Below are 22,294 nucleotides of genomic sequence, written 5' to 3' on the forward strand. Positions count from 1 at the left end.
CCGCAGTTCCGCGTGCAATTCCCGTCATCCTGGGCCAGACGATGAAACCATCCGCATCTCGATCGCTGCGTCTCTTCATCGCCGTCCTGCTATGCCTCGCGTTCGCACCTCATCCATCACGCGCGCAGACCTTCGATCTCGACTCCGGCCGTCTTCCCATTACCCAGATCGACTCCGCGTGGCGCTTCCATCTCGGAGATAATCCCCAGTGGTCGCAGCCGGCCTTCGACGATTCAACCTGGCAAACACTCAAGCCCACCGAAGACTGGACAACCCAGGGCATTCCTACCGGGACCGAGTTTGTCTGGTTCCGTTTCCATCTCCGCGTCGCGGCACACACAGGCTCTCTCGTAATCGAGCTCCCCACCATCCCCAAAAGCTATCAACTCTTCGCCGATAGCCAGCTCATTGCTCAGGTCGGCACGCTGCCTCCAGGACCAGCCCACAACGTCATCGGCGCGTACCGGGTCTTCACCATACCCGTCAACTCCGGCCCACACCCCAAAGACGTCGCCATCACTCTGCGCCTCTGGCAGGACCCCCACTTCGCCGGCACGCGCCCCAGCATCGTCGAAGGCTCAGTATTCATCGGCAGTTCCGACACCATTCTCGATCACTTCACCGCCACCAAATCCGCCGACCTGCTCTCCGATGGCTCCATCTACACCATCGATGTCGTCAAGCTCATCGTCGGTCTCTCCGCTGCCATACTTTTCTGGCTCACCCGCGAACGCTTTTATCTCTGGTACGCCATTACCCTCCTTGTTGACGCATGCTTTTTCCTGAGCGACCTCATTTCCGCGCATCAGGCGTGGGACTTCTCCCTCTACACCTACTCCAACATCCTCCTCGACATCGTCACCGCCGTCTTCTTCATCCTCTTCATCGTCGACGCGCTCTATCCCGGCAGTTGGAAGCCGGCCATCCTTCCAGCGCTCCTCATGCTCATCGCCGACGGTGCAATCGTGCTCGTACTGGCATTCAACTTCTCAAAGACCGCTGCCGATATCACCTACTGCGTCTGCGAAGGATCTTCCAGCCTCGTCCTCGTTTGGTACCTCATCCGCAGCCTCCGATCCGGTAACTTCTACGCGAAGCTCCTCATCTTCCCGCTCGCAATTCACACCCTCGGCGATCTCGGAAACAACATCGGTTACTTCCTCCTAGACTTGAACATCCGCTTCGGGCTCAAGCTGATCCCGACTCGCTACTTCGTGTTCCATCATCCTTTCGCCTTCAATTTCGCGCAGCTCGAGACCCTCATCGCTCTTTTTGGATTTCTGGCCGCCCTCGTCTATCGTTTCGCCATCACCAGCCGCGAAAAGCAGCGTCTGGCTTCCGCGCTCCAGGCCGCGCACGACATCCAGAACAAGCTCGTTCCCGTCGACATTCCAACCATCGGCGGCCTCCGCGCCGAGATAGTCTATCGAGCCGCCGAAGAAGTCGGCGGAGACTTCTGCCAGGTCTTGCCCCGTCCCGATGGCTCCATCCTCGTCGCCATCGGCGATGTCAGCGGCAAGGGCCTGCAGGCAGCCATGCTCGGCGCATTAGCCGTTGGCGCCTTGCGCTCCGTAGCTGATGAGCTCCTGCCACCCGCCGCTGCCCTCGAGCGTCTCAACCAGGTTCTGTTGCGCACACAGAGCGAGGGCTTCATCACCTGTCTCTGCATGGTTCTCACGGAACTGGGCGAAGTCACCATCGCCAATGCCGGCCATCTCTCCCCCTACCTCGACGGGGCAGAAATCTTCGTCGAAAGCGGCCTTCCGCTCGGCATCATCTCCGGAGTCTCCTATGAACAGCGCGAATTCGAACTGCCCGCTGTCGCACGCCTCACCCTGCTCTCCGATGGAGTCGTAGAAGCCCGCTCACGCACTGGCGAGCTCTTTGGCTTCGAGCGCACCTCCGAGCTTAGCCGCCGTCCCGCCTCTGAAATCGCCGACACAGCCCACCACTTCGGCCAGGAAGACGACATCACCGTCATCACCCTCGACTGGAATGCCGTCTACCTCATCCCCGCATGACACAATCCTTTCCGCAAGGCTCTCTTCTCGCTACAACAGAAGCTGAAATCTTCGTTTAGCCGTTCATTCACTCGGAATATGCCGCCCATGCGACCTTGCTATTATCGAAGTCGTGAGAATCCGCGTGGATCCAATTTACGGGTGGGGCTGGTCCTACCGTAATGGAGTGACCGCAAGGGTGCCGCCGCCGTTTATCCTGGACGTAGTGATCGCTGAGAATTACGGGCTCAAAAGAGTATTAGGCCGAGTCGAGGAACCTTCGCATCCGCTCGCATCGATGTGGGTATTTTTGTCTCCGATCATTGCGGGAAACGATTGGAGTCACTCCCATGTCTGCGCATTTAAAGGTCAGCCATCTTTACCCGACGAAGTAGATAAAGGTCTCGACAATGAAGACAAGGGAAATGTCTTAGGCAAAGTGATCGCTGCTGCAGACATCACAGGATTTGCTCATGTCGATATTGATCCAATCCCGAATAACCGGCCAGCTAGAAACTATCCTCGAGCCGACGAAAGTTGACCTCACGCATCCGGTCGTTTCCCCGTAATCCCCCAAACCAGCCGCTCCATCGGATCCAGATCCACCCTCCGGAAATCCACCCACGTCATCGAAGACAAAAACACCGGCAGCTCCGGCGTCATCATCGCATCCGCCAGCACCACTGGAATCACCGGCACTCCCCGCTTCACAAACGCCCGTAGAAACCCCATGATCTCCTGCTCCTGCCACGGCCCAATCCCCGCCGATCCCACGCAAACCGCAGCCGCACGAATCTGGTGAATCTGCTGCTCCAGCAGCGGCATCCACGGAACTCCAGGCGGCAGCTCCTCCACATCCAGCCACGGCAATATACCACGTTGCTTCAGCTCTTCCCCGATTCGCCGCACCGCTGGCTTATCCGCCGAATTATGGCACAGGAACACATCAAACGCATTCGCATCACGCTTGCGCCGCAACACTTCGCGCCACTCCGCCAACACCCGCGACGTAGCCGTCTGCCCCACACCCGGCGCCTGCGTTTTCTCGTCCGTCGCCCTTGATGGCAAAATCGCACTCTGCGGCTCCGCGCTTTTCACAGCAACCAGCCCAAGCCCCGGCGCACCGCTATTCGACGCAGCCGCCGTCAAGTCCATTGCCAGTTGAATCGGCGTCAATCCCCCAGCAATCGCACCATACACCTTCGCCAGCAAAATTCCCTGCGCATGCTCGTTCAATCGCGGAGCCACCACCACATGCTTCACTCCATGCGCCAGCATCTCTCGCGCCGCAATCTCCAGATTCGTTGGCCCGCTCGCCGCTGCCTGCAATACCACCAGCGCCGGAGCCTTCTTCGCCGTCATCACTGCAGCCAGAGCTTGCACCGACATCTTACCCGCGCGCCCGTCCGAAGCCTCAAGCGCCACCGTCGCATAGTGTGCCGCGGCCATCTCCTGTCCGTGCACCACAATATGCACCACATCGCGCTCCACCGCCTCCAGCCGCTCGCGCAGCTTTGCCGCCGTAGCTGGTTGCAGCCGCTCATACGCAGCCGCGCCGCGCTTGCGCAACCCCTCCAGCACATCGGCCATTTGCTGCCATAGAAAATCCGCATCGTACCGGTAAAGATCCGTCGGATTCGCCAGCACCGCTAATGCTCGCAGCAACGCCATTCCCTCATATTGCTTTGAAAGATAAATCTACCGCACAAACGGCGGTGGCATCCCCGGTGGCAACGGCGGAGCTGGCGGTGGCCCATACCCCGTCACCGCATTCCGGCATCGCGGACAATACGCTTCCGTGCCCTTCAACTGATTCCCGCACACATTACAAAACTTCATCGCCTGCGCAGCTCCATACGCCGGCCCCTGCGGATGCTTCAGCACTTCCTCATACTGCCCGCTCTCGATCCACTGCAGCAATTGCTGCGCCCGCGCCACCGTCCACGGATGCATCGCGCCCACCGAGTTAAGCCACTTCGCAATCTTCGAAATCGTATCCGCATCCAGTGCCTGAAAATCCCGCGCCTGCTTCAGAAAATCCTCAGTGTTCACGCTGGCAAAATACTTCGGCGGCAATCCCGCCAGCTTCATCATCGTGCGCCACGCCACCTCGGCATCCTGGCATCCCAGCAGCCCCGCCCGATCCGCTGTAAACTCCGACATACGCTTCCAGTTCAGCAGCGCCATCTGCATTCCTGCGCTCAACAATTCGCCAATGCCAAACGTCATGCTGCCCACCACACCAGCTATCAGCGGCAGAAACTCGGCAATCTGGTAGTACAGCACATGCCGGCTCTTGATGTGCCCCAGCTCATGCGCAATCACAAAGGCCATCTCATACGGAGCAAGCTGTTCCACAGCCGTTGTGGTGAGCACAATCAACGGTCGCTCCACGCCCACCGTGAACGCATTGATCTCACCGCCAGAAGCGATATACAGATCCACCTCGATCGGCACATCCAGCCGCTCTTTCATCACCAGGTAGATCTGGTACAGATCCGGAAAACTATCTTGCGTCACCTTCAGATAGCTTCCCGTCAACTGCACGCGCAGAAACCGCTCGATCCCCCACGCATTCAGCTTCGTGATCAGCGTGTCAAATCCAGCCGTATGCGTCAGCGCATTCAACGCCGCCGCATCGCTCGGATGCTCGTAAGCCTGTAGCCGCAATCCTTCCAGCTTGATCCCCGCCATCGCGCCATTCTCCGGTGTCCAACAGCATAACTCCCCACATCATCCGCGAGAAGCGGTCTTACAAACTCGAAGCAAACTCCGTAACCGGAAGCATTTTGCCTGTGCGATCATGGCTCGTAGCCCAAAGGAGAACGCACGTGTCCGCTTACATCGCTCTTCTCCGCGCCGTCAATGTCGGTGGCACCGGCAAGCTCCCCATGACCGACCTCAAAGCCATGTGTGAAGAACTCGGCTTCAAATCCGTCAAGACCTACATCGCCAGCGGCAACGTAGTCTTCCTCTCCGCAAAATCCGAACCGCAGGTAAAGAAAGCTCTCGAAAAAGCCCTCGAAGCCTACGCCGGCAAGCCCGTCGGCGTCCTCGTCCGCACCGCCGCAGAAATGACCGCCGTCGGCTCCAACAATCCTTTTTCTGAAATGCCCGGCAACAAAACCGTCGCCATCTTCCTCGACGGCCCACCAGCCGCCAATGCGCTCTCCACCGCTAAAAATCAGGTCAGCGAAGAGCTTCGCCTGGGCACCCGCGAAATCTACGCCTACTACCCCGACGGTCAAGGTACATCGAAACTCCAGATCCCCGCAGCCAAAACCGGCACAGCCCGCAACATGAACACCGTAGCCAAACTAGCCGAAATGGCCGCCGCCCTGTAGACCAGGCTTTTGCTTTTCTGTCTGTCATCCCCGTAGGGGATCTGCTTCTCCCTCAAAACGCGAACCCATCAATCCGCCCGCAATCGCCCCAATCACCAGCAAAGGCTCTTCCCCGCAAACCACCGCCTCCGGCAGCAACTCATCCGCTCCCGCATGCGACAAATCCTCCTCGCACGCAAAGAACCGCAGGAAAGCCCGACGCTGCTTCGTCCCATGATCCCGTATCGTCCCCTCCAGCATCGGATACCGCATCTCAATCGCATCCAGCACCGAACGAATCGTCACCGGTCCTTCCACCTCAACAGCAATCTCGCGCTCCACACCCGCCAGCACCCTCAACCCATACGGCAGCTCTACGCGCACCATAGCCATCAGGGAATCACCTGCGCCTCCACCGACAGCACCGCTGGCAGATCATGCACCACCGCCTCCCAGCTATCGCCTGCATCGGTCGACGCATACACCTGCCCGCCCGTCGTCCCAAAGTACACGCCGCACTCATCCATCGTGTCTACGCTCATCGCATCACGCAGCACATTCACATAACAATTGCTCTGCGGCAGCCCCTTCGTCAGCGGCTCCCAATCATTTCCACCTGTTCTGCTTCGAAACACTTTCAACTGCCCATCCAGCGGGAAATGCTCCTGATCGCTCTTGATTGGCACCACATAAACCGTCTCCGGCTCGTGCGCATGCACATCAATCACAAATCCAAAATCTGTCGGCAAATCCCCGCTCACCTCGCGCCAGTTCTCACCCGCATCATCCGACCGCATCACATCCCAATGCTTCTGCATAAACAGCACCTCCGGCTTCCCCGGATGCCGCGCAATGTGATGCACGCAATGCCCCACCTCCGCCGTCGGATTCGGAATGTACTTCGAATACAACCCCTTATTGATCGGCTTCCAGTTCGCCCCGCCATCATCCGTGCGAAACGCCCCCGCCGCCGAAATCGCAATCACCATCCGCTCCGCATCCGTCGGATCCAGCAGAATCGTATGCAGACACATCCCACCCGCACCCGGCTGCCAGGCGGGCCCGGTACCATGCTTCCGCAGCCCGCTCAGTTCCACCCAGTTCTGTCCGCCATCGGTCGACTTGAACATCGCCGCATCTTCCGCACCAGCAAACACCGTATCTGCCTCCGTCAGCGAAGGCTCCAGGTGCCATACACGCTTAAACTCCCAAGGATGCGGCGTCCCGTCATACCACTGGTGCGTCCCCGCATCGCCCTCATACGCAAATTTGTTTCCCGCCGCCGCCCAAGTCTCACCACCATCATCCGACCGCTGCATCACCTGCCCAAACCACCCCGAACTCTGCGACGCATACACCCGCTCCGGATTCACCGGCGAGCCCTTCATGTGATAAATCTCCCACCCCGCAAAGTGCGGCCCCGAAACCTTCCACTCCTTCCGCCGCTCATCCGAAGTCAGCACAAACCCGCCCTTCTTAGTCCCCACCAGCAACCGCACCTTGCTCATACGCTCTCCTTCAACCCAACTTTCTCACGAAAGAGTTGATATCAACCAATCCCAGCCCCAGTCAACCCCAAACCACACAGTCCAGCATTCCTTTCCTTCACGAATCGTGCCATCTAAAGGTTGTCATCCTCGCGAAGCGAAGGATCTGCTTTTGCAGTTGTCTTTGCTTTTCTTTCTGTCATTCCCGAAGGGAATCCGCTTCACCTTCGCGCGTCAGCGCGAACCCGTCGCAAATGCAACGGCCCTCATCCCAAAGGGACAAAGGCCGCTAACTCGCCAACCTGCTAACCACGCGAAGCTCAGCTAACTCCGCCGCTCCTAAATCTCCCACCGAAGCAGCGCCGCCCCCACAGTAAACCCAGCACCGGCAGCAGCCAGCAGCACCAGATCACCCTTCTTCAGCTTCCCCTGCTCCAGCGCCGTTCCCATCGCCAGCGGAATCGTCCCCGCCGAAGTATTGCCATACTTTTCGATGTTGATAATCACGCGGTCTTCTTCCATGCCCAGCCGATCCGCCGTCGCCGTAATGATCCGCTTGTTCGCCTGGTGAGGAATGAAACATCCAAGCTCCTTGCCCTCAACGCCGTTCCGCTCCAGCACCTTAACTGTGGCCTCAGCCATCTTGCGCACGGCAAACTTGTACACCGTCTGCCCATCCTGGTGGATGAAGTGCATTCCCGCCGCCACCGTCTCCGCACTCGCAGGATTCAGGCTTCCGCCCGCCGCCAGATTCAGCGCCGGACCGCCCGATCCATCGATCTCATGCACAAAGTCGATCAGCCCGATCTCGCCCTCACCGGCAGGTTCCAGCAACACCGCACCGGCACCGTCTCCGAAGAGCACGCAAGTCGTGCGATCCTTGTAATTCACAATCGTCGAGTTCGCGTCGCCGCCGATAACCAGCACTTTTTTGTGAGCACCGCTCTCCACCAGCTTCGCCCCAGCCTGCAGCGCAAACACAAACCCGCAGCATCCAGCCGAAACGTCAAAACCCCAGGCACCATGCGCTCCAATTTTCGTCTGCACCAGGCACGCCGTCGAGGGGAACAACATATCCGGCGTCACCGTTCCAACGACGATCGCCTCTACATCTGAAGCTTCAATCCCGCGAGCAGCCAGGCAGCGCCGCGCAGCCTCCGCGGCCATATCGCTCGTGCCCTGCCCTTTTTCCAGAATGTGCCGTTCCTTGATCCCTGTCCGGGAGACGATCCACTCATCGTTCGTCTCGACCATCTTCTCGAGATCCGCATTAGTCAAAACTTTGGGGGGAACGTAAGTGCCGAGTGCGCTGATCTTGGCGCGAGTGCAAACCGGCGAGCGAAAATCTTTGCTCGAGCTGGAGCTCAATCGAAACTCTCCTCATGACAAACGCCCCGGCAGCTACAGCGGAGAAGTTTCAGCCGCAACCGCTTCGGTCACGCGTGCCAAAAAAGTACCGGGTGACCTACTGCGCCCGCACTAGCCCGTTACCGTTGCTTCCTTCCGGACCTGGCGGGGTTGGCGGGATTGCGTCGCGTAGGGCCCGGCACTATCTGATGATACCATCCGCCAAGGGTGCACTACCCGCTGGTTTCTCCTCGAAGCCGGCACTCCACGTCTTGAAAGCAGCGCCTCCGGTTCGTCATGAATTCGCTTTCCGAATTAGCTCTGCCAGCCTCCGAATCGCATCCTCCTCCGCATCGCCCACCACGTAAAACCGCAGCTCCCCCTCGCGCCAACTTTCCGTGTGAAACCCTGTATGTCCCCCGCCAAACATCGCCGGATCGGCCCCCACACCCGCACGCACGATCAGAACCGAAATTCTGTGCTGCCCCATCCCCACAATCAACTGTGCCGCAGGCTCCTGCTTCAGATACACCATCCGCCCACCCAGCAACGCGTAGCCAGTCCCACCCAGCTCCGGAATGTTGAACGAAAACGGAATCTTCCCCTGGAACCAGGGTTTCACCGTATGCCGGTCCGACGAAACCACGTCGTACGGATTAGTACTCGCCAGTGCCGACGCATGCAGGTCCGCAACTTCGTTCCACACCCCCTGTCGAGGCTCAAAGCCCACCGTCAACACCGCAGCCAACACCACCAAGCACGCCGTCGCCAGCACTGGCCACAGCCATCGCGCGGGCTTACCCGTGTCCGCCGCAATCTGCCGCCTGATCGTACTGCGTAGTGCCGCCGGCGCCGCATATCTTCCGCGCGCCGCGCGCATCTCACGCTTCATGCGCAGTAGCAGGGCTACCTGAGCCGCACACACTGGGCAGGTCGCTAGATGCAACTCAAATGCCGCTGCATCTGGTCCGCTGCTCTCGCCATCCACGTAAGCAGCGCGTGCTGTTTCCGTCATCTCACACTGCATCGTGCCGCGCCTCCGTCGCCCCACTCGAAACTCGCGCTGTCAATGCCTCCCGCAGCATCCGCCTCCCTCGCGCCAAGCGCGACATCACCGTGCCCACAGGGATCGCCACCACCTGCGCAATCTCGCGATAGCTCATCTCCTCTGCTTCGCACAGCAGCACCACCTCGCGATAGATCACCGGCAGCCCCGCAAGCGCCTCCAGCATCGCATCGTGACTCTCCTGCTGCAGCAGTAGCAACTCGGGCGTACTGCCATGCGTCAGCACGCCCGTCGCCCCCACCTCCTCTTCATCCAGCTGCATCGTGGCCAAAGCCTTCAGCCCGCTTTTTGAAGTCAAAAAGGTGTTCCGCAGGATTCGATACATCCACGCCCGTAGATTCGTGCCCTCCTCGAAGCTCTTCCAGCCCTTCAGCGCCTTGGCATAGGTCTCCTGCACCAGGTCCTCCGCGTCCGCCCGGTTTTGGCTCAGCCAGTGCGCAAAGTTGTAAAGCTGATCGAAGAGAGGCATCGTCAACTGTTCGAACTGCTCGCGTTCCATACCTACGCTTTCCGTTCAGCCATCATCGCACCGACTCGCTTCCCGAAACCATCGTGTGCGACGCCGCATCGAGATAACGCGCAATCTCTTTTCGTTCCGACTCATTCGCAACGTGAAAATCCATGTCCGTCCCCGGTGCCATCGCATCGGGATCGCTCAGCCATTTCTCCAGCTTTGCTGTGTCCCAGGTAATCTTCAACGCCTTCAACGCATCTGAATACGGAAAATCTCCGACGCTGGCCGACGGCCTTCCAATCACACCCCTCAATCTTGGCCCCTCGCGGTTCCGATCCAACGCATGGCAGCCCGTACACCGCCGCTCAAATGCAGCCTTTCCACGCATCACACTCGCATCCGTATCAGACTGCCCACTCCAACCAGGTGTCGATGCGGCCAACGCCAGCACCGCAAGAAAAACCAACCCGACCCTAAGCATCACGCCCCCAGCGGCGCATCCACCACCGCCAGCTCTCCACGCTGCGCCGCAAAACTCACATTCGTAATCCCAAGCATGCTCTGCAACTTCTCTTCCGGCACCTTCATCGGGCCCGGCGACGGAGCGCTACCAGGAGCGGGCTGCGGAAACGCAGTAGACATCGCTGTGTGAAACGTGACATTTCCCTCCACTTTCTGCATCACCTGGTGAATATGCCCATTCAGCACCGTAACCGATCCAAACTTCTTCAGCATCGCAAGCGCCTGCTCGCCATCCGCAGTACCCCATCCCCACTCCGGATACACCGCCCACAGCGGAATGTGCGCAAACACCGCCACAGGCTGGCTGCTCTTCACCGCCGCCAGATCCTGCCTCAGCCACGCCAGCTGCTCCTCGCCCAGTTTTCCCATCCCTTCAAGCTGCAGCACATTGTTCAGCCCAATGAAATGCACACCCTTATGGTCGAAGCTGTACCAACCCGAGCCCTTCGTCCCCTTGCCATACCTCTCCAGATACGCCTTGCCATCGTCAATCGACGTATCATGTTCGCCCGGCACATAAAACACCTGCCGCTTGCCCAGCATCTGCGCCACCTGGTCAAACTCCGCAGGCTTCGACCCATGCGTCAAATCGCCCGTATGAATCAGAAAATCCGGCGCCATTTTCATCGCCCCCTTCAGTCCGTCGATGCGATCCAGCGCCACCTGCAAGGTTCCCGCCACATCCGTGTTAGCCGGCTTGTTAAAACCCAGATGGCTGTCACTGATCTGCACAAACGTAAAGTCCGCAGCCTTCTCATGCCCTCTACCCTGCGCAAACAACCGCGATGTCGGCACTCCGCCAGCAAAACTCCACACCAACCCAGTCCCAGCCCATGCCATGCACTTCAAAAACCCACGCCGGTCAATCCCATCGTTGGAGACATCGCCATCACGCGACATTTCCGCTTCTGCTGAAGACAACAATTCTTCCATCGCACCATCCCTCAACTTTCGTCCATGAATCTCAACTGCTCACAGACGAAAACTGACTTCCGCGCGATTTATTCCCAGAGTTGTGGAGATTTTTTGAAAACAGAAACGAAAGCCGGCACAACGATTGCGTCACTTCATGAACTTGCTCTCGTTCGCATGGCAATCCTTCACCGGATATGACCTCTTTGACAGCACGACCTTCTTTCCACCTCGCCAGATGTAGATCGTGCGCATCACTCGGTCGTCTCCCTCAGGATCCTGTATTACGAGCCTCGCGGGCTTAAGCTCACCACCAACCCAACGCGAATACTGCTCTTCATAAAGACATCCAGCCCAGCCATCGCGATCGTAGAAGTGGACGGTCTTAGTCTTGCAGTTCACGTCCACAAAAGGCTGCTCTTCAAAAGGTGGATAGCGCTCGAATTTGCCACTGTGCACGTTATAGCGATACAGGTAATTCCAGGTATTTACGCCGCCATACCCAACCGATTTAAGAATCAGCAGATCTTTGTACCCGTCACAATCCACATCTCGTAACTCAACCTGCTCTTCCGGCGGACCGAAACTTGCTGGGCTTTCGTCATCCGAAAACTCAATAGACTGCAGGGTTTGACCTCCGCTTAAAACATCAACGCGTGTTAAATCCCCTATTTGATCCTCAGAGGCTGCTGTGCTTCCCCCAAATGTGCTGCGAAAGGTCCAGTTCGGCATCTCCGGCCCTACCCGCCCCGAAAATTCACGCATATTCCCTGGCGTCGCCCCCTGCAACACTGCTAGCACCGCCACCGCTGCCATCCAGAGCCGCATCTAGCCCTCCCTCAGCGCCAAAATTCACTTCCCCGTACAATAGAAGAGTGTCCAAGGAATCTATCACTCCCACGGCGCCATCCGTGGGCTTTGTTTCGTTAGGCTGCCCCAAAAACCTCGTCGACTCTGAAGTCATGATGGGCCTGCTCGACCGCGCCGGCGCCCGCCTCACCCCTCGCGCCGAAGACGCTGAAATCCTCGTCGTCAACACCTGCTCCTTCATCGACTCCGCCAAGCAGGAGTCCGTGAACGCCATCCTGGAGATGGCCCGCCTCAAGACCGAAGGTTCAGCCAAACGACTCATCGTCGCCGGCTGCCTCGTCGAGCGCTACCGCGACGAAATTCAGAAAAACATCCCCGAGGTCGACGCCGTAGTCGGCACTGGCGAGCTCGAATCCATCCTCGAAGCCGCAGGCCTCAACCGCCCCGCGCCTATTCAGAACCCGTCACCTTTCAACATCCTCAGCGGCAGTCAGTTAGTCGACCGCGCCTCAAGCGCCGTCAACAAACACAGCCGCCCAGAAGGCGATCTCCGCGAATCCCAGGGCCGCTTCAGCCGCGAAGACTGGCAGGGCGCCATCGCCCAGCTCCCCAACTACCTCTACACCGACGAAACCCCGCGCATCCTCTCCACCCCGCGCTCCTCGGCCTACATCAAGATCGCCGAGGGCTGCGATCACCCCTGCGGCTTCTGCATCATCCCGCAGCTACGCGGCAAGTTCCGCTCCCGCCGCTTCGAATCCGTAGTCGCCGAGGCCGAAAACCTCGTCCGCCAGGGCGTCCGCGAAATCACGCTCATCGGCCAGGACACCACCTGCTACGGCGAAGATCTCGGCCTCAAAGACGGTCTCGCCCAGCTTCTCGACACCCTCGCCACGCGCCTCCCCGACTCAGGCGACTTCAAATGGCTGCGCTTCCTCTACGCCTACCCCAACAAAGTCACCCACAATCTGCTCGAAACCATCGCGCGCCACGACAACATCGCCAGCTACCTAGACGTCCCGCTGCAGCACGCCAGTCCATCCGTCCTCAAACGCATGAAGCGCGGCGGCAGCCCCGAAATCTTCATGCGCCTCATCGAAAAGGCCCGTAGCATCGTCCCCAACATCGTCCTGCGCAGCACCTTCATCGTCGGCTTCCCCGGCGAAACAGACGAAGAATTCAACGAGCTCCACACCTTCCTCGCCGAAGCCAAACTCGACTGGGTCGGAGCATTCCCCTACTCCGATGAAGAAGGCAGCGCCGCCTTCTCGCTCGATCAAAAAGTCCCCAAGCGCACCATCGAGTCCCGCCGCAAGCGCCTGATGAAGCTGCAGCAAACCATCAGCGCCGGCCGCCAACTCCACTGGCTCGGCAAGCAGATGGACGTCTTAGTCGAAGGCCCCAGCGACGAAACCGAGCTCCTCTGGCAAGGCCGCACCCAGATGCACGCCCCGGAGATCGACGGCAAAGTCCTCATCAATGACTTCGGCCCCCACAAAGACCTGATCCCCGGCACCTTCTACCGCTGCGAAATCACCGAGAGCCACCACTACGACGTAGTCGCGCGCATCGTCAAATAACTCCATGAGGCTGTAATTCGATGAGCCCGTTGCAACGCGACAAAAACGATGAGGTGACGCTGGCAGACGTCCTGTCATCCCATGGAGTTCGCCGCGAAAAGAAGGTCGTAGCCGCAATCCAGAGCTCTCACAAAACATTCCGCAAGCAGCAGAAACGCGCCCTCTATGTCTCGTTGGCATGGCTATTGAACTGTGGGCTGCTCCTGACCCCCATGTCTGGCCGTGCACTTCGCGAACACGCACCATGGGCGATCACCCTTCTCGCAGTCTTCCTAGTTATCCACCTGGCATGGATGTTGCAGATGCTCGCAGTCGCGAGAGCGTGGCTCAGATACCGAAAAATCAAAGAGCTTGAATAGGTCTTTGATAGCCACTGAAATCCTCTTGCTTTGTACTCCATACCGTTATTTCCGCAAGGAATCTACTTCCGTTCTTTGCTATCCTTCCCGCGTGGCAAATTCAGAGCATCTCGAAAAAATTAAACAAGGGCAGCAGGCCTGGAATCTTTGGCGTGAACAGAATTCAGAGATCAAACCCGATCTTTCTGGGGCAGATTTAAGTGGAATAAGACTACGCGGCGCCAATCTGCACGATGTGAATCTCTCTAAAGTAAATTTTGGCGGAGAAGCCGATTTTATCGGCGTCCACTTGGCTGGGGTAACAATGCCCAAAGCAGATCTATTCAAGGCCAAACTGGTCAAAGCAACTCTCAATCACGCAGACTTGAGCGGAGCTAACCTGAGACAAGCCAATCTACACAGAGCTAATCTTTGGTGGGCCAATTTAAGCGGCGCGGACCTATATGGTGCAAATCTACGTTGGGCAACCCTGTATGAAGCGAACCTTTCCAACGCTGACCTGCGAAATGCCAACCTTCAGGGAACCGGCCTGTCAAAGGCCACTCTAACCGGTGCAAAGCTATGGGAGGCACAGCGTGCAGAATGGAACATCGATGACGTCGTATGTGAAAGCGTCTTCTGGGATCAGTTCGCCAAATCACCAACGGTATACAAACCCGGCGAGTTCGAGCACCTCTACTCCGACCAGACCACCATCGAGCTTTTCTACGAAGGCGGCATCTCCTCCTTTGAGCTCAACACTCTTCCCGCTCTACTGCAACACCTCGCCTCAAAACATCCAGACACCAGCATTCATCTCAAGACCATCGAACAAACTGGTGGAGGAGCCAAAATCACAATCAGCCTCGGAGATGCGGACGAATCCCTTAAAGACAAGATCGAAGCCGACGCTGTGCAGATAGTCAGAGCCCAGCTATCACTGCGCGATAACGAAAATCTTCGCCTCCAGATTCAAAATGATCTCCTGCGCGAACAGCATCGAGAAACAATCCGCCTCATGCTCGCCTCAAGCGCGCCACAAATCACCTTCAACGCTCCCGTCCACACAGCCGCAATCCCCAGCGGCAACGCCAAAGTAGAACTTCACCAAACCTTCAACGACAACACCGCTCTCATCCAGCTAATCGACAAACTCCTCACCCGCAACACCGAACTAACCGCAGCTCAAAGCTCAGAAGTAGAAGAAGCCAAAGCCGAACTTCAAAAGCCCGAACCGCAGAAATCCCGCTTATCCGGCTTCTATGACTTCCTCAAAACCATCCCCAAAGAAGCCATCCTCAAAGGCGCAGGCAAACTCGGCGAAAAAGCCGCCGAAGCCGACTGGTTCAGTCTCTTGCGCCAATTAGGCGAAGTTATCCATCATCTTCACTGAAACGAAGAGAAATTATCCAATCGTCACAGCTTCCCTGATTTCTCAGCGCAAACGCACCAAATAGCCGTACATCTCAGAAGTCTTCAACTACTCAGCTCCCCTCCCGCCGCCATCGGCATCGAGCGCACCCGCTTCCCAGTCGCCGCAAAGATTGCATTGCCCACTGCCGGCGCCACCGCCACAATCCCCGTCTCGCCCGCGCCCGCTGAAGGCAAATCCTTCCGATCCAGCAGCACCACCTCAACCTCCGGCATGTCCTTGAATCGTGGCACGCGGTACTGCGCAAAGTGCGGATTCAAAATCCGCCCGTTCTCAAATTGCACCGCCTCAAAGAGCGCCCCGCCCAGCGCCTGCACCATCGCGCCCATCGTCTGGTTCCGCAGTCCGTCGGGATTCACAATCGCCCCCGACTCCCATGCCTGCACCACACGCCGCACGCGAACCGTGCCGCCCCCATCTACCTCTACCTCGGCGCATGCGGCCACATGACCGCCCTTGTCCACCCCGGCGGCAATACCAAATCCATGCCCAGCCGCAGCCTTCGCATGCCCCCACCCGAACTTCTCCGCAGCCGCCTCCAGCACAGCGCGTAGTCGCTCGTCGGTCAGATTTTTCAAACGAAACTCCAGCGGCCCCATGTCCACCGCATGCGCCAGCTCATCCATGTGCGACTCGCGTGCAAAGTGGTTCGCCGTCGCCGCCAGTCCGCGATACGACCCCTGCCGCAGCGGGTACTTTGTGGGATGAAACTGGCTCACTTGATGCGCAACGTTATACGGCGAAGCGATAGCCGCCGGGCCCGAATTGTAGTTATGGTGCTCCCAGGCCACGATCGTCCCATCGCGCCGAGCTCCGCTGCGAATCTCGATCCATCCAGCCGGCCGGAAATACGCCCAGGTAAACTCCTCTTCTCGCGTCCACACCAACTTCACCGGCTTGCCCGCAGCCTTCGCAAGCCGCGCAGCTTCAATCGCGCATTCACCCGTATGCTTCCCGCCGTATCCGCTGCCCATATCCGGCTGAATCACTCGCACCCGCGACTCCGGAATACGAAAAGCCTCGGCCAGTTCTTCCCGCACACCAAAAGGCCGTTGCGTCCCCGTCCACACCGTCAGTCGCCCGCCGCTCCACTCCGCCACGGCAGCTCGCGGCTCCAATGGAGCATGTGCGATATAGGCCACCGTGTAGTTCTGCTCCAGCTTTACGTCAGCGCCGGCCATCGCCTGTTGCAACTCAGCCGGTGTAGCCTGCTCCACGTCATCGCGCTCATGGCCGCCATTTTCGGGGTTGTTCTTGAGATACTCAAAAAGCTCCCGGTTCGAGATTTGCTGCGGAACATTCCACTTCGCATCGATCGCCGCCAGCGCCTGCTCCGCAACCCATGGATCGGCCGCCGTCACACCGACAAAGTCGCCGTCTCGCACCACCTGCACGCCGTCCATCTTCGCGGCCTTCGCCGTATCAGCCGAAACCAGCGTCGCGTTGAATCCCGCAGGGCGCAGCACTTTGCCAAAGACCATCTCAGGCCGCACGATGTCCGAAGGATATTGATGCCTTCCGGTGACAAAATCCCTCCCATTCACCTTGGGCTCCGCCGTCCCCGCTATCTTCCACTCGATAGCCGGTGTAAACGGCGGATCGCCGGAAACCACCCGCTCCAGCTTCTCCCCTCGAGTAATCTCCCCGTAAGCAAGCGACCGCCCCGACTTCGGATCGGTTACACGCCCATCCGCCGCAGCCAGTCCCGATGCATCAGCGCTCCATCGCTGCGCCGCGGCTTCCATCAGCATCTGCCGCGCTGTCACCGCCATATTGCGCAGCTGCGGCCCCATCGTCGGTGTCGATCGGCTGCCGAAAGTGCCCATATCCCACGGCGTCAGATCGGTGTCGCCCATCACCATCGTGATCGCGCGAAAAGGCACGCGCAGCTCCTCAGCCACCAACTGAGCCAGCGAGGTGCGGATGTTCTGTCCTACCTCCACTTTGCCGGTAAACACCGTCACCCTGCCGTCTGCCCCAATATGAATCCACGCGCTCACGTCCTGTGGCAGCTCATGCTCGCCAGACCTGCGTCCGGACTCCTGCGCCAGCGCCGATCCTCCGGCAAGGCTCACTAACAACCCGCCGCCCAGCGCTTTCAGCAAATCGCGGCGGTCGAGTTGAAACCGGTGCAATCGCCCGATCACCTCCTGCTGCGCGGCCTCGGCCAGTAAATCGTTCATCAACTCACTCGTGGGCATGCCCAGACCCTCCTTTCTCGCCTGCAACCGCCAGTTGCGAAGCGCGATGGATCGCAGCCGTGATGCGCGGATACGTCCCGCAGCGGCAAACATTCCCATCCATATAGCCGACAATCTGCGCATCTGTCGGGCGCGGATGATCGTGCAGCAACGCGGTCGCCGAAAGGATCATACCCGAAGTGCAATACCCGCACTGAAACGCGCCCTCGTCCAGGAAGGCCTGCTGTACAGGGCCCAGCAAGCCGCCATGCTCCAGCCCTTCGATAGTGGTAATCGAAACCCCGGTGCTGGTCGCCAGTCTCGCCTGGCATGAGCGCGTCGCCACACCGTCGATAAGCACCGTACACGCGCCGCATTGGCCCTCGCCACAACCATACTTCGTGCCGGTAAGATGGAGCCGGTTGCGCAGCACAGACAGCAGTGTCTCTTCGCCCGGAGCACGCACGGGAACATCTGCGCCATTGATTTTCAGCAGGAAATCGTTCATAGCGATGCTCCTTTTCTTGCGGAAAGAATCGAAATCCGTGCGCCAACAGCATACGCCCGCCACACGACAGCCGATGCTCGGCTTTGTACAGCAGCATGGCCTCAGCGCAGCGCATCGGGCAATCGGCGTAGCCCGCCTATGAAAAACTTATCCTTCGGCTGAGTCGAAACCATAAGCTCACCCCAAGGACATTCAATGAATCGCCGCCAATTCCTAACCGCAGCCAGCGCGCTCGCTCTCAACGAAAGCCTTCAGGCAAGCTCCGCATCCGCCGCGTCACCCGACTCAAGCGACTTCATCACCGCTGCCTACTACTTCGGCAACTTCCACATCGACCCCCGCAATGAAAAAGCCCACGGCCCGCAATGGACCGAGTGGAACCTCGTCCGCGCCGCCATGCCAAGATTCCCCGGCCATCACCAGCCCAAAGTTCCTCTCTGGGGCTACGCCGACGAGTCCGATCCCCGCGTCTTCGAACACAAGATCGCCTCCGCCCACGCCAACCATCTCAGCGCTCTTATCTTTGACTGGTACTGGTACAACGACGGTCCGTTCTTAAACGGCGCTCTCGACCGCGGCTTCCTTGGTGCGGCCAATAACCGCGATCTCAAGTTTGCCCTGATGTGGGCCAATCATGACTGGTACGACATTCATCCCGCCAAGCTAACCGCGCCGCCCAGCCTCCAGTTCCCCGGTGCCATCACTCGCGCAACTTTCGACACAATCTCAGACCGCTTTCTCCAGCTCTTCCAACATCCGTCTTATCTCACCATCGACGGCGCACCCTACTTCTCCATCTATGAGCTTTACCGCTTCATCTCGGGGCTTGGCGGCGTTCGTCAGGCAGCGGATGCACTCAATGCTCTTCGCGCGAAAGCCAAAGCAGTGGGCCTTCCCGGCGTGCATGTCAATGCCGTCACCTGGGGAGTTCAGATTTTGCCCGGCCAGAGTGAAGTCAGCAATCTGCCAGAGCTACTGGAGCGGCTTGAGATCGACAGTACCACCTCGTATGTCTGGATACATCACACGCGATTCGCCGACGCCAATATCACCGAATACTCCGACATTCGCAGCCAATACGAAAGCTACCGCGACAAAGCCGCAGCCCAGTTCAGCCGTCCCTACTTTCCCAACGTCACTGTAGGCTGGGATTCCACACCGCGCACCTGCCAGACAGACAACTTCCGCCGCGCTGCGTATCCATACACCTCCGTCGTGGTCAACAATACTCCGCAGGCCTTTGAAGAAGCCCTCGTTTCGGCAAAACGATTCGCAGCCACGCAACTGCCGCAAGGCAAACGCCTCATCACCATCAACTCCTGGAATGAGTGGACAGAGGGAAGCTACCTGGAGCCGGACAGAGAGCACGGTACTGCCTACCTGGGAGCCATTAGCAAAGTCTTTTCGACATCCTGATTACCAAGAGCCACGCGACCCATTTCTCACTTCCGCCATGCGAACTCTTTGGCGTAAACCACAAATCGCCCGAATCCAGCAATCCCGGCGTTCGCAATCAGCCCATCAAACGCTCACCACCGGAAACGGTGAATCCCGCACCATGGCATACGTCAAATCCCGCAACCGTCCTTGAGCTCCGGGCTGGGGGCTTCTGCCAATAATCAGCGCGTCCGCATCCGACTGCAGCGCAGCCTGCAGCAGCGCCTCCTTCAGCGGTCCCACTTCAATGCGAACCGGCGCATCCATACCTACCCTCTGCTGCAGTTCGGCAATGCGCCGGCTGGCCTCTTTCCTCTCCGCCAGAAAGACCTGTTTTTTCAGATCCAGCACCAGCGACGATTCGGGATCGACCCCTTGTACAGCATGGATAATCGTGAGCCTGGCGCCAGCCTGCGAAGCACCCCGCGCGGCAAAGCGAAGCACCCGTTCCGAATTCGCGCTCAACCCCACCGCACACAACCACTCCCGGTGCTGCAGAGGCCGCGGCGCAATCGTCTCAGCATGCGTGCTCGTCAGCACTGGACAATCCGAATCATTGATCACCTTCGCCGTCGTCGAACCCAGCAGCATCTGCCGGAATTTCCCCGCATGCGTCGGCATAAGAATCAGATCGAACGCACCCTCTCTAGCAGCCTGAGCGATCTCCGTAGCAGGATCACCGAAGCGGACGATTCTCGAGCACTCAGCCGCCGAAAACTCCTCCGTCAGAAACGAATCCAGCCGTTCCCTGCCAATGCTCAGGTGCTCATCCTCAACCTCGGAGAGCGGCCTTACATAAAGCTCCAATCCGCTATAACTGCCCGGATTGACAACATGCACCAAAGACACACGCGCCCCAAGAATTGCCGCCGCCCTTTTGACATAGGCCGCCATGGCAATACTCGATGTCGAGAAGTCCACCGGAAAAAGAATCTTCGAGATCAGGGCCATCCACTTCCTCCCATAACCTCGGATTCGCCTTGACAGCATTTCGGCGCATTTTCCTGCTTTCAGAGTGGCATCGGGCGCTCAATGTCTCACCGTTGAGACCCGGAAGACCACAAACCTTCGGGCTCCCATCCTCTCCGTGATTTGCAGAAAAGATGGGAACCACAGTCGCTTACATCAAAGCTCCGCACGCAGCGAACTCTGAACTCTGTTCTCAGTGCACATAACTCGACTCAATAAACCCATCCACATCCTTATGCAGCTTGTGGTGCGCCTTCTCGTCGATATACACCATGTGCCCCGACTCGTAATAAGAGAACGATAAGTTCTTCCGGAACTCCGGCTCCAGATGCATATGGTCCACCGTGCGTTCAATGCCATTAAACGGAGTCGCCAGGTCATAGTACCCGCACACCACCAGCACCTTCAGATGCCGCTGTGAAGTCATCGCAGACCGCAGCACCTCCGCTACCTGCGTGTTCCCCGTCTGATCCCACGGCCTCACATTCGCCGTAATCGTGTAATACTCATCCGACTTCCATCCCAGCTCGCGCCTCACATAGTCATGGAACGTCGCTGCATACGCGCCCAGATACGAAGCCTCACTCGTGTCGTACTCCACGCGCTCACCCGCTGCATCCACGTCGTAGCCCTCAAAACGTGAGTCCAGCCGTCCCACCGTCTTCCGCTTGTCGCGCTCCAGCTCCTTAAACCACCGCTGCGGCGAAACCCGCAGATTCGATTCCTCGATATACTTCGGCGAAAGCCCCGTAAGCCGCGCCATATCCGCTATCGTCTTCTGCTTCTCATCCGCGGTCGCCAGGTCGCCCTTCTCCAGCGTCTGCGCATACTCTCCATGCGCAAAATCCCGCGCCTGCTGCGCCACTTCCTCAATCGAAAGCTTCTCGAGATCCGGCGCCAGCAAATGGTGATACCAGGCCGATGTCACATACGTTGGCAAAAAGAACGCGCTGCGGTCATCGCCGCTCACATCCGTAAACGCCACCGAAGACACCAGCACAATGCCATCCAGATAAATCTCATGCCGCTCCTGCAGCACGCCCGACAGCTCTGCAGACCGCGTCGTTCCATAGCTCTCGCCGATCAGGTACTTCGGAGAAAGCCATCGCTCGGCGCGGTTCAGATACTGATAAATGAAGTCCGAGAAGTAATTCGCGTCCTCGATGATCCCGTAGAACTGCGAGGGCGTCTGCCCCGCCACCGGCCGGCTATACCCCGTCGATACCGCATCGATAAACACCAAATCCGTCGCATCCAGAAACGAGTCCTCGTTATCCACCGTGCGATACGGCTGCTCCATCCCCTGCCCATCCGGAGTCAACACCACCCGCTTCGGCCCAAAGCCCATATGCGTAAACAGTGACGCTGACCCTGGCCCGCCGTTATACACAAACGAAACAGGCCGCGACGCCGGATCGGTCACCCCATCCTTCGTATAAGCCACGTAGAAGAATGTAGCCTTCGGCGTCCCATTGTCCGCGCGAATCACATACGTTCCCGTCGTCGCCGTATAGTTGATTGTCTGCCCGCCAATCCTCGCCGAGTGGTGCGTCACCACCGTCTTCTCTTCCGGCGCTGGAGCTGCCGCTCCCTCACGCCTTCCCGCAGCCCCGCCTTCATTCTCCGCAGCCGCCTGTTCACCGCGCGGCCTCTGTTGCTGCCGCTGTCCGCCCTGCTGCGGCTGTTGCCCCGGAGGCACCGTGATCTCAGGTCTCTGCTCCGTCGACGGAGCCTGTGCTCCCGCCACACTCACCATCATCAGCATCCCAACGCACGCTGCGCCGGCCTTCACTGCATTGCTCCACTTCATACGCCCGGTCTCCTTTGAGATTATGAAATCAACAACGCACAACAAAATGCCGCGGCAAACAGTGCGCCGCAACACCTGTTCCTCATTGCACTGTCTTTCCAGCCGCGCCCGGATGCTAC

Annotated in this window: 21 protein-coding genes and 1 other RNA gene; 7 read left to right on the plus strand and 15 right to left on the minus strand. The window is 58.7% G+C overall.

All coding sequences use genetic code 11. The annotated features are described in order from the left end of the window. Positions 1–41 precede the first annotated feature (41 nt). Both OHL22_RS12875 and OHL22_RS12880 read left to right on the plus strand, forming a co-directional pair. The gene (locus OHL22_RS12875) at positions 42–2,021 is read left to right on the plus strand and encodes a PP2C family protein-serine/threonine phosphatase (protein WP_263337858.1); all 1,980 of its coding nucleotides are present in this window, start codon (positions 42–44) and stop codon (positions 2,019–2,021) included. 124 nt (positions 2,022–2,145) lie between these two features. After that, positions 2,146–2,541 (plus strand): hypothetical protein, encoded by a 396-nt coding sequence (locus tag OHL22_RS12880; RefSeq protein ID WP_263337861.1) that lies wholly within the window; start codon positions 2,146–2,148, stop codon positions 2,539–2,541. 2 nt (positions 2,542–2,543) lie between these two features. On the opposite strand, the gene OHL22_RS12885 is transcribed toward OHL22_RS12880, so the two are convergent. Beyond that, on the minus strand, positions 2,544–3,671 hold the full coding sequence (locus OHL22_RS12885; protein WP_263337864.1) for a toll/interleukin-1 receptor domain-containing protein: 1,128 nt from the start codon (positions 3,669–3,671) through the stop codon (positions 2,544–2,546). Positions 3,672–3,698: 27 nt separating this feature from the next. Next, positions 3,699–4,694, minus strand: coding sequence for a M48 family metallopeptidase (locus OHL22_RS12890; protein WP_263337866.1), 996 nt, complete (start codon positions 4,692–4,694; stop codon positions 3,699–3,701). A gap of 137 nt (positions 4,695–4,831) precedes the next feature. On the opposite strand from OHL22_RS12890, the gene OHL22_RS12895 reads away from it, so the two are divergent. Then, entirely contained in the window at positions 4,832–5,344 is a 513-nt protein-coding gene (locus tag OHL22_RS12895; RefSeq protein ID WP_263337870.1) for a DUF1697 domain-containing protein, read from the plus strand. A gap of 24 nt (positions 5,345–5,368) precedes the next feature. Here the strand turns inward: OHL22_RS12895 and OHL22_RS12900 are convergent, their stop codons facing one another. From OHL22_RS12900 to OHL22_RS12940, 9 genes are all read right to left on the minus strand, one after another. Next, on the minus strand, positions 5,369–5,716 hold the full coding sequence (locus OHL22_RS12900; RefSeq protein WP_263337872.1) for a MoaD/ThiS family protein: 348 nt from the start codon (positions 5,714–5,716) through the stop codon (positions 5,369–5,371). Next, positions 5,716–6,831, minus strand: coding sequence for a WD40/YVTN/BNR-like repeat-containing protein (locus OHL22_RS12905; RefSeq protein WP_263337874.1), 1,116 nt, complete (start codon positions 6,829–6,831; stop codon positions 5,716–5,718). Before OHL22_RS12905 ends, OHL22_RS12900 begins: the two co-directional genes overlap by 1 nt. Before the next feature lie 318 nt (positions 6,832–7,149). Beyond that, positions 7,150–8,178, minus strand: coding sequence for a beta-ketoacyl-ACP synthase III (locus OHL22_RS12910; protein ID WP_263337875.1), 1,029 nt, complete (start codon positions 8,176–8,178; stop codon positions 7,150–7,152). An 83-nt stretch (positions 8,179–8,261) separates the two neighbouring features. After that, positions 8,262–8,359: signal recognition particle sRNA small type (ffs, locus tag OHL22_RS12915), an RNA gene on the minus strand. A 93-nt stretch (positions 8,360–8,452) separates the two neighbouring features. Beyond that, entirely contained in the window at positions 8,453–9,172 is a 720-nt protein-coding gene (locus tag OHL22_RS12920; RefSeq protein ID WP_263337877.1) for an anti-sigma factor family protein, read from the minus strand. A gap of 1 nt (position 9,173) precedes the next feature. Beyond that, positions 9,174–9,722, minus strand: coding sequence for a sigma-70 family RNA polymerase sigma factor (locus OHL22_RS12925; RefSeq protein ID WP_263337879.1), 549 nt, complete (start codon positions 9,720–9,722; stop codon positions 9,174–9,176). A 22-nt stretch (positions 9,723–9,744) separates the two neighbouring features. Next, a complete protein-coding gene (locus tag OHL22_RS12930) occupies positions 9,745–10,158 on the minus strand; it encodes a c-type cytochrome (protein WP_263338908.1) in 414 nt (137 codons plus the stop codon). After that, positions 10,158–11,132 (minus strand): metallophosphoesterase family protein, encoded by a 975-nt coding sequence (locus tag OHL22_RS12935; RefSeq protein ID WP_263337881.1) that lies wholly within the window; start codon positions 11,130–11,132, stop codon positions 10,158–10,160. Before OHL22_RS12935 ends, OHL22_RS12930 begins: the two co-directional genes overlap by 1 nt. 129 nt (positions 11,133–11,261) lie before the next feature. Further along, on the minus strand, positions 11,262–11,939 hold the full coding sequence (locus OHL22_RS12940) for an XAC2610-related protein (protein ID WP_263337883.1): 678 nt from the start codon (positions 11,937–11,939) through the stop codon (positions 11,262–11,264). Between the two features lie 47 nt (positions 11,940–11,986). Here OHL22_RS12940 and rimO point away from each other — a divergent pair, with 47 nt between their 5' ends. The 3 genes from rimO to OHL22_RS12955 all read left to right on the plus strand — a co-directional run bounded on the left by rimO (position 11,987) and on the right by OHL22_RS12955 (position 15,232). Further along, complete coding sequence (rimO, locus tag OHL22_RS12945; RefSeq protein WP_263337886.1) at positions 11,987–13,501, plus strand: 30S ribosomal protein S12 methylthiotransferase RimO; 1,515 nt, start codon at positions 11,987–11,989, stop codon at positions 13,499–13,501. Positions 13,502–13,521: 20 nt separating this feature from the next. Beyond that, positions 13,522–13,860 carry a hypothetical protein gene (locus OHL22_RS12950; RefSeq protein WP_263337890.1) on the plus strand — a complete coding sequence of 113 codons (339 nt, stop codon included), beginning with the start codon at positions 13,522–13,524 and terminating at the stop codon, positions 13,858–13,860. Positions 13,861–13,951: 91 nt separating this feature from the next. After that, positions 13,952–15,232 (plus strand): pentapeptide repeat-containing protein, encoded by a 1,281-nt coding sequence (locus OHL22_RS12955; protein WP_377819249.1) that lies wholly within the window; start codon positions 13,952–13,954, stop codon positions 15,230–15,232. 83 nt (positions 15,233–15,315) lie between these two features. Here OHL22_RS12955 and OHL22_RS12960 read toward each other — a convergent pair whose 3' ends face one another. Together OHL22_RS12960 and OHL22_RS12965 are read right to left on the minus strand one after the other, a co-directional pair. Continuing rightward, on the minus strand, positions 15,316–17,472 hold the full coding sequence (locus OHL22_RS12960) for a xanthine dehydrogenase family protein molybdopterin-binding subunit (protein ID WP_263337893.1): 2,157 nt from the start codon (positions 17,470–17,472) through the stop codon (positions 15,316–15,318). After that, entirely contained in the window at positions 17,459–17,959 is a 501-nt protein-coding gene (locus tag OHL22_RS12965; protein WP_263337894.1) for a (2Fe-2S)-binding protein, read from the minus strand. Before OHL22_RS12965 ends, OHL22_RS12960 begins: the two co-directional genes overlap by 14 nt. Positions 17,960–18,154: 195 nt before the next feature. Between OHL22_RS12965 and OHL22_RS12970 the strand changes: the two genes are divergently transcribed. Continuing rightward, positions 18,155–19,375, plus strand: coding sequence for a glycoside hydrolase family 99-like domain-containing protein (locus tag OHL22_RS12970; RefSeq protein ID WP_263337897.1), 1,221 nt, complete (start codon positions 18,155–18,157; stop codon positions 19,373–19,375). A 105-nt stretch (positions 19,376–19,480) separates the two neighbouring features. On the opposite strand, the gene OHL22_RS12975 is transcribed toward OHL22_RS12970, so the two are convergent. Next, positions 19,481–20,347: a universal stress protein gene (locus OHL22_RS12975; protein WP_263337901.1), complete on the minus strand. Its 867-nt coding sequence runs from the start codon at positions 20,345–20,347 to the stop codon at positions 19,481–19,483. Between the two features lie 211 nt (positions 20,348–20,558). Further along, positions 20,559–22,175, minus strand: coding sequence for a S10 family peptidase (locus OHL22_RS12980; protein WP_263337903.1), 1,617 nt, complete (start codon positions 22,173–22,175; stop codon positions 20,559–20,561). Positions 22,176–22,294 lie beyond the last annotated feature (119 nt).

This window comes from Acidicapsa dinghuensis (assembly GCF_025685685.1).
GTDB lineage: Bacteria > Acidobacteriota > Terriglobia > Terriglobales > Acidobacteriaceae > Acidicapsa > Acidicapsa dinghuensis.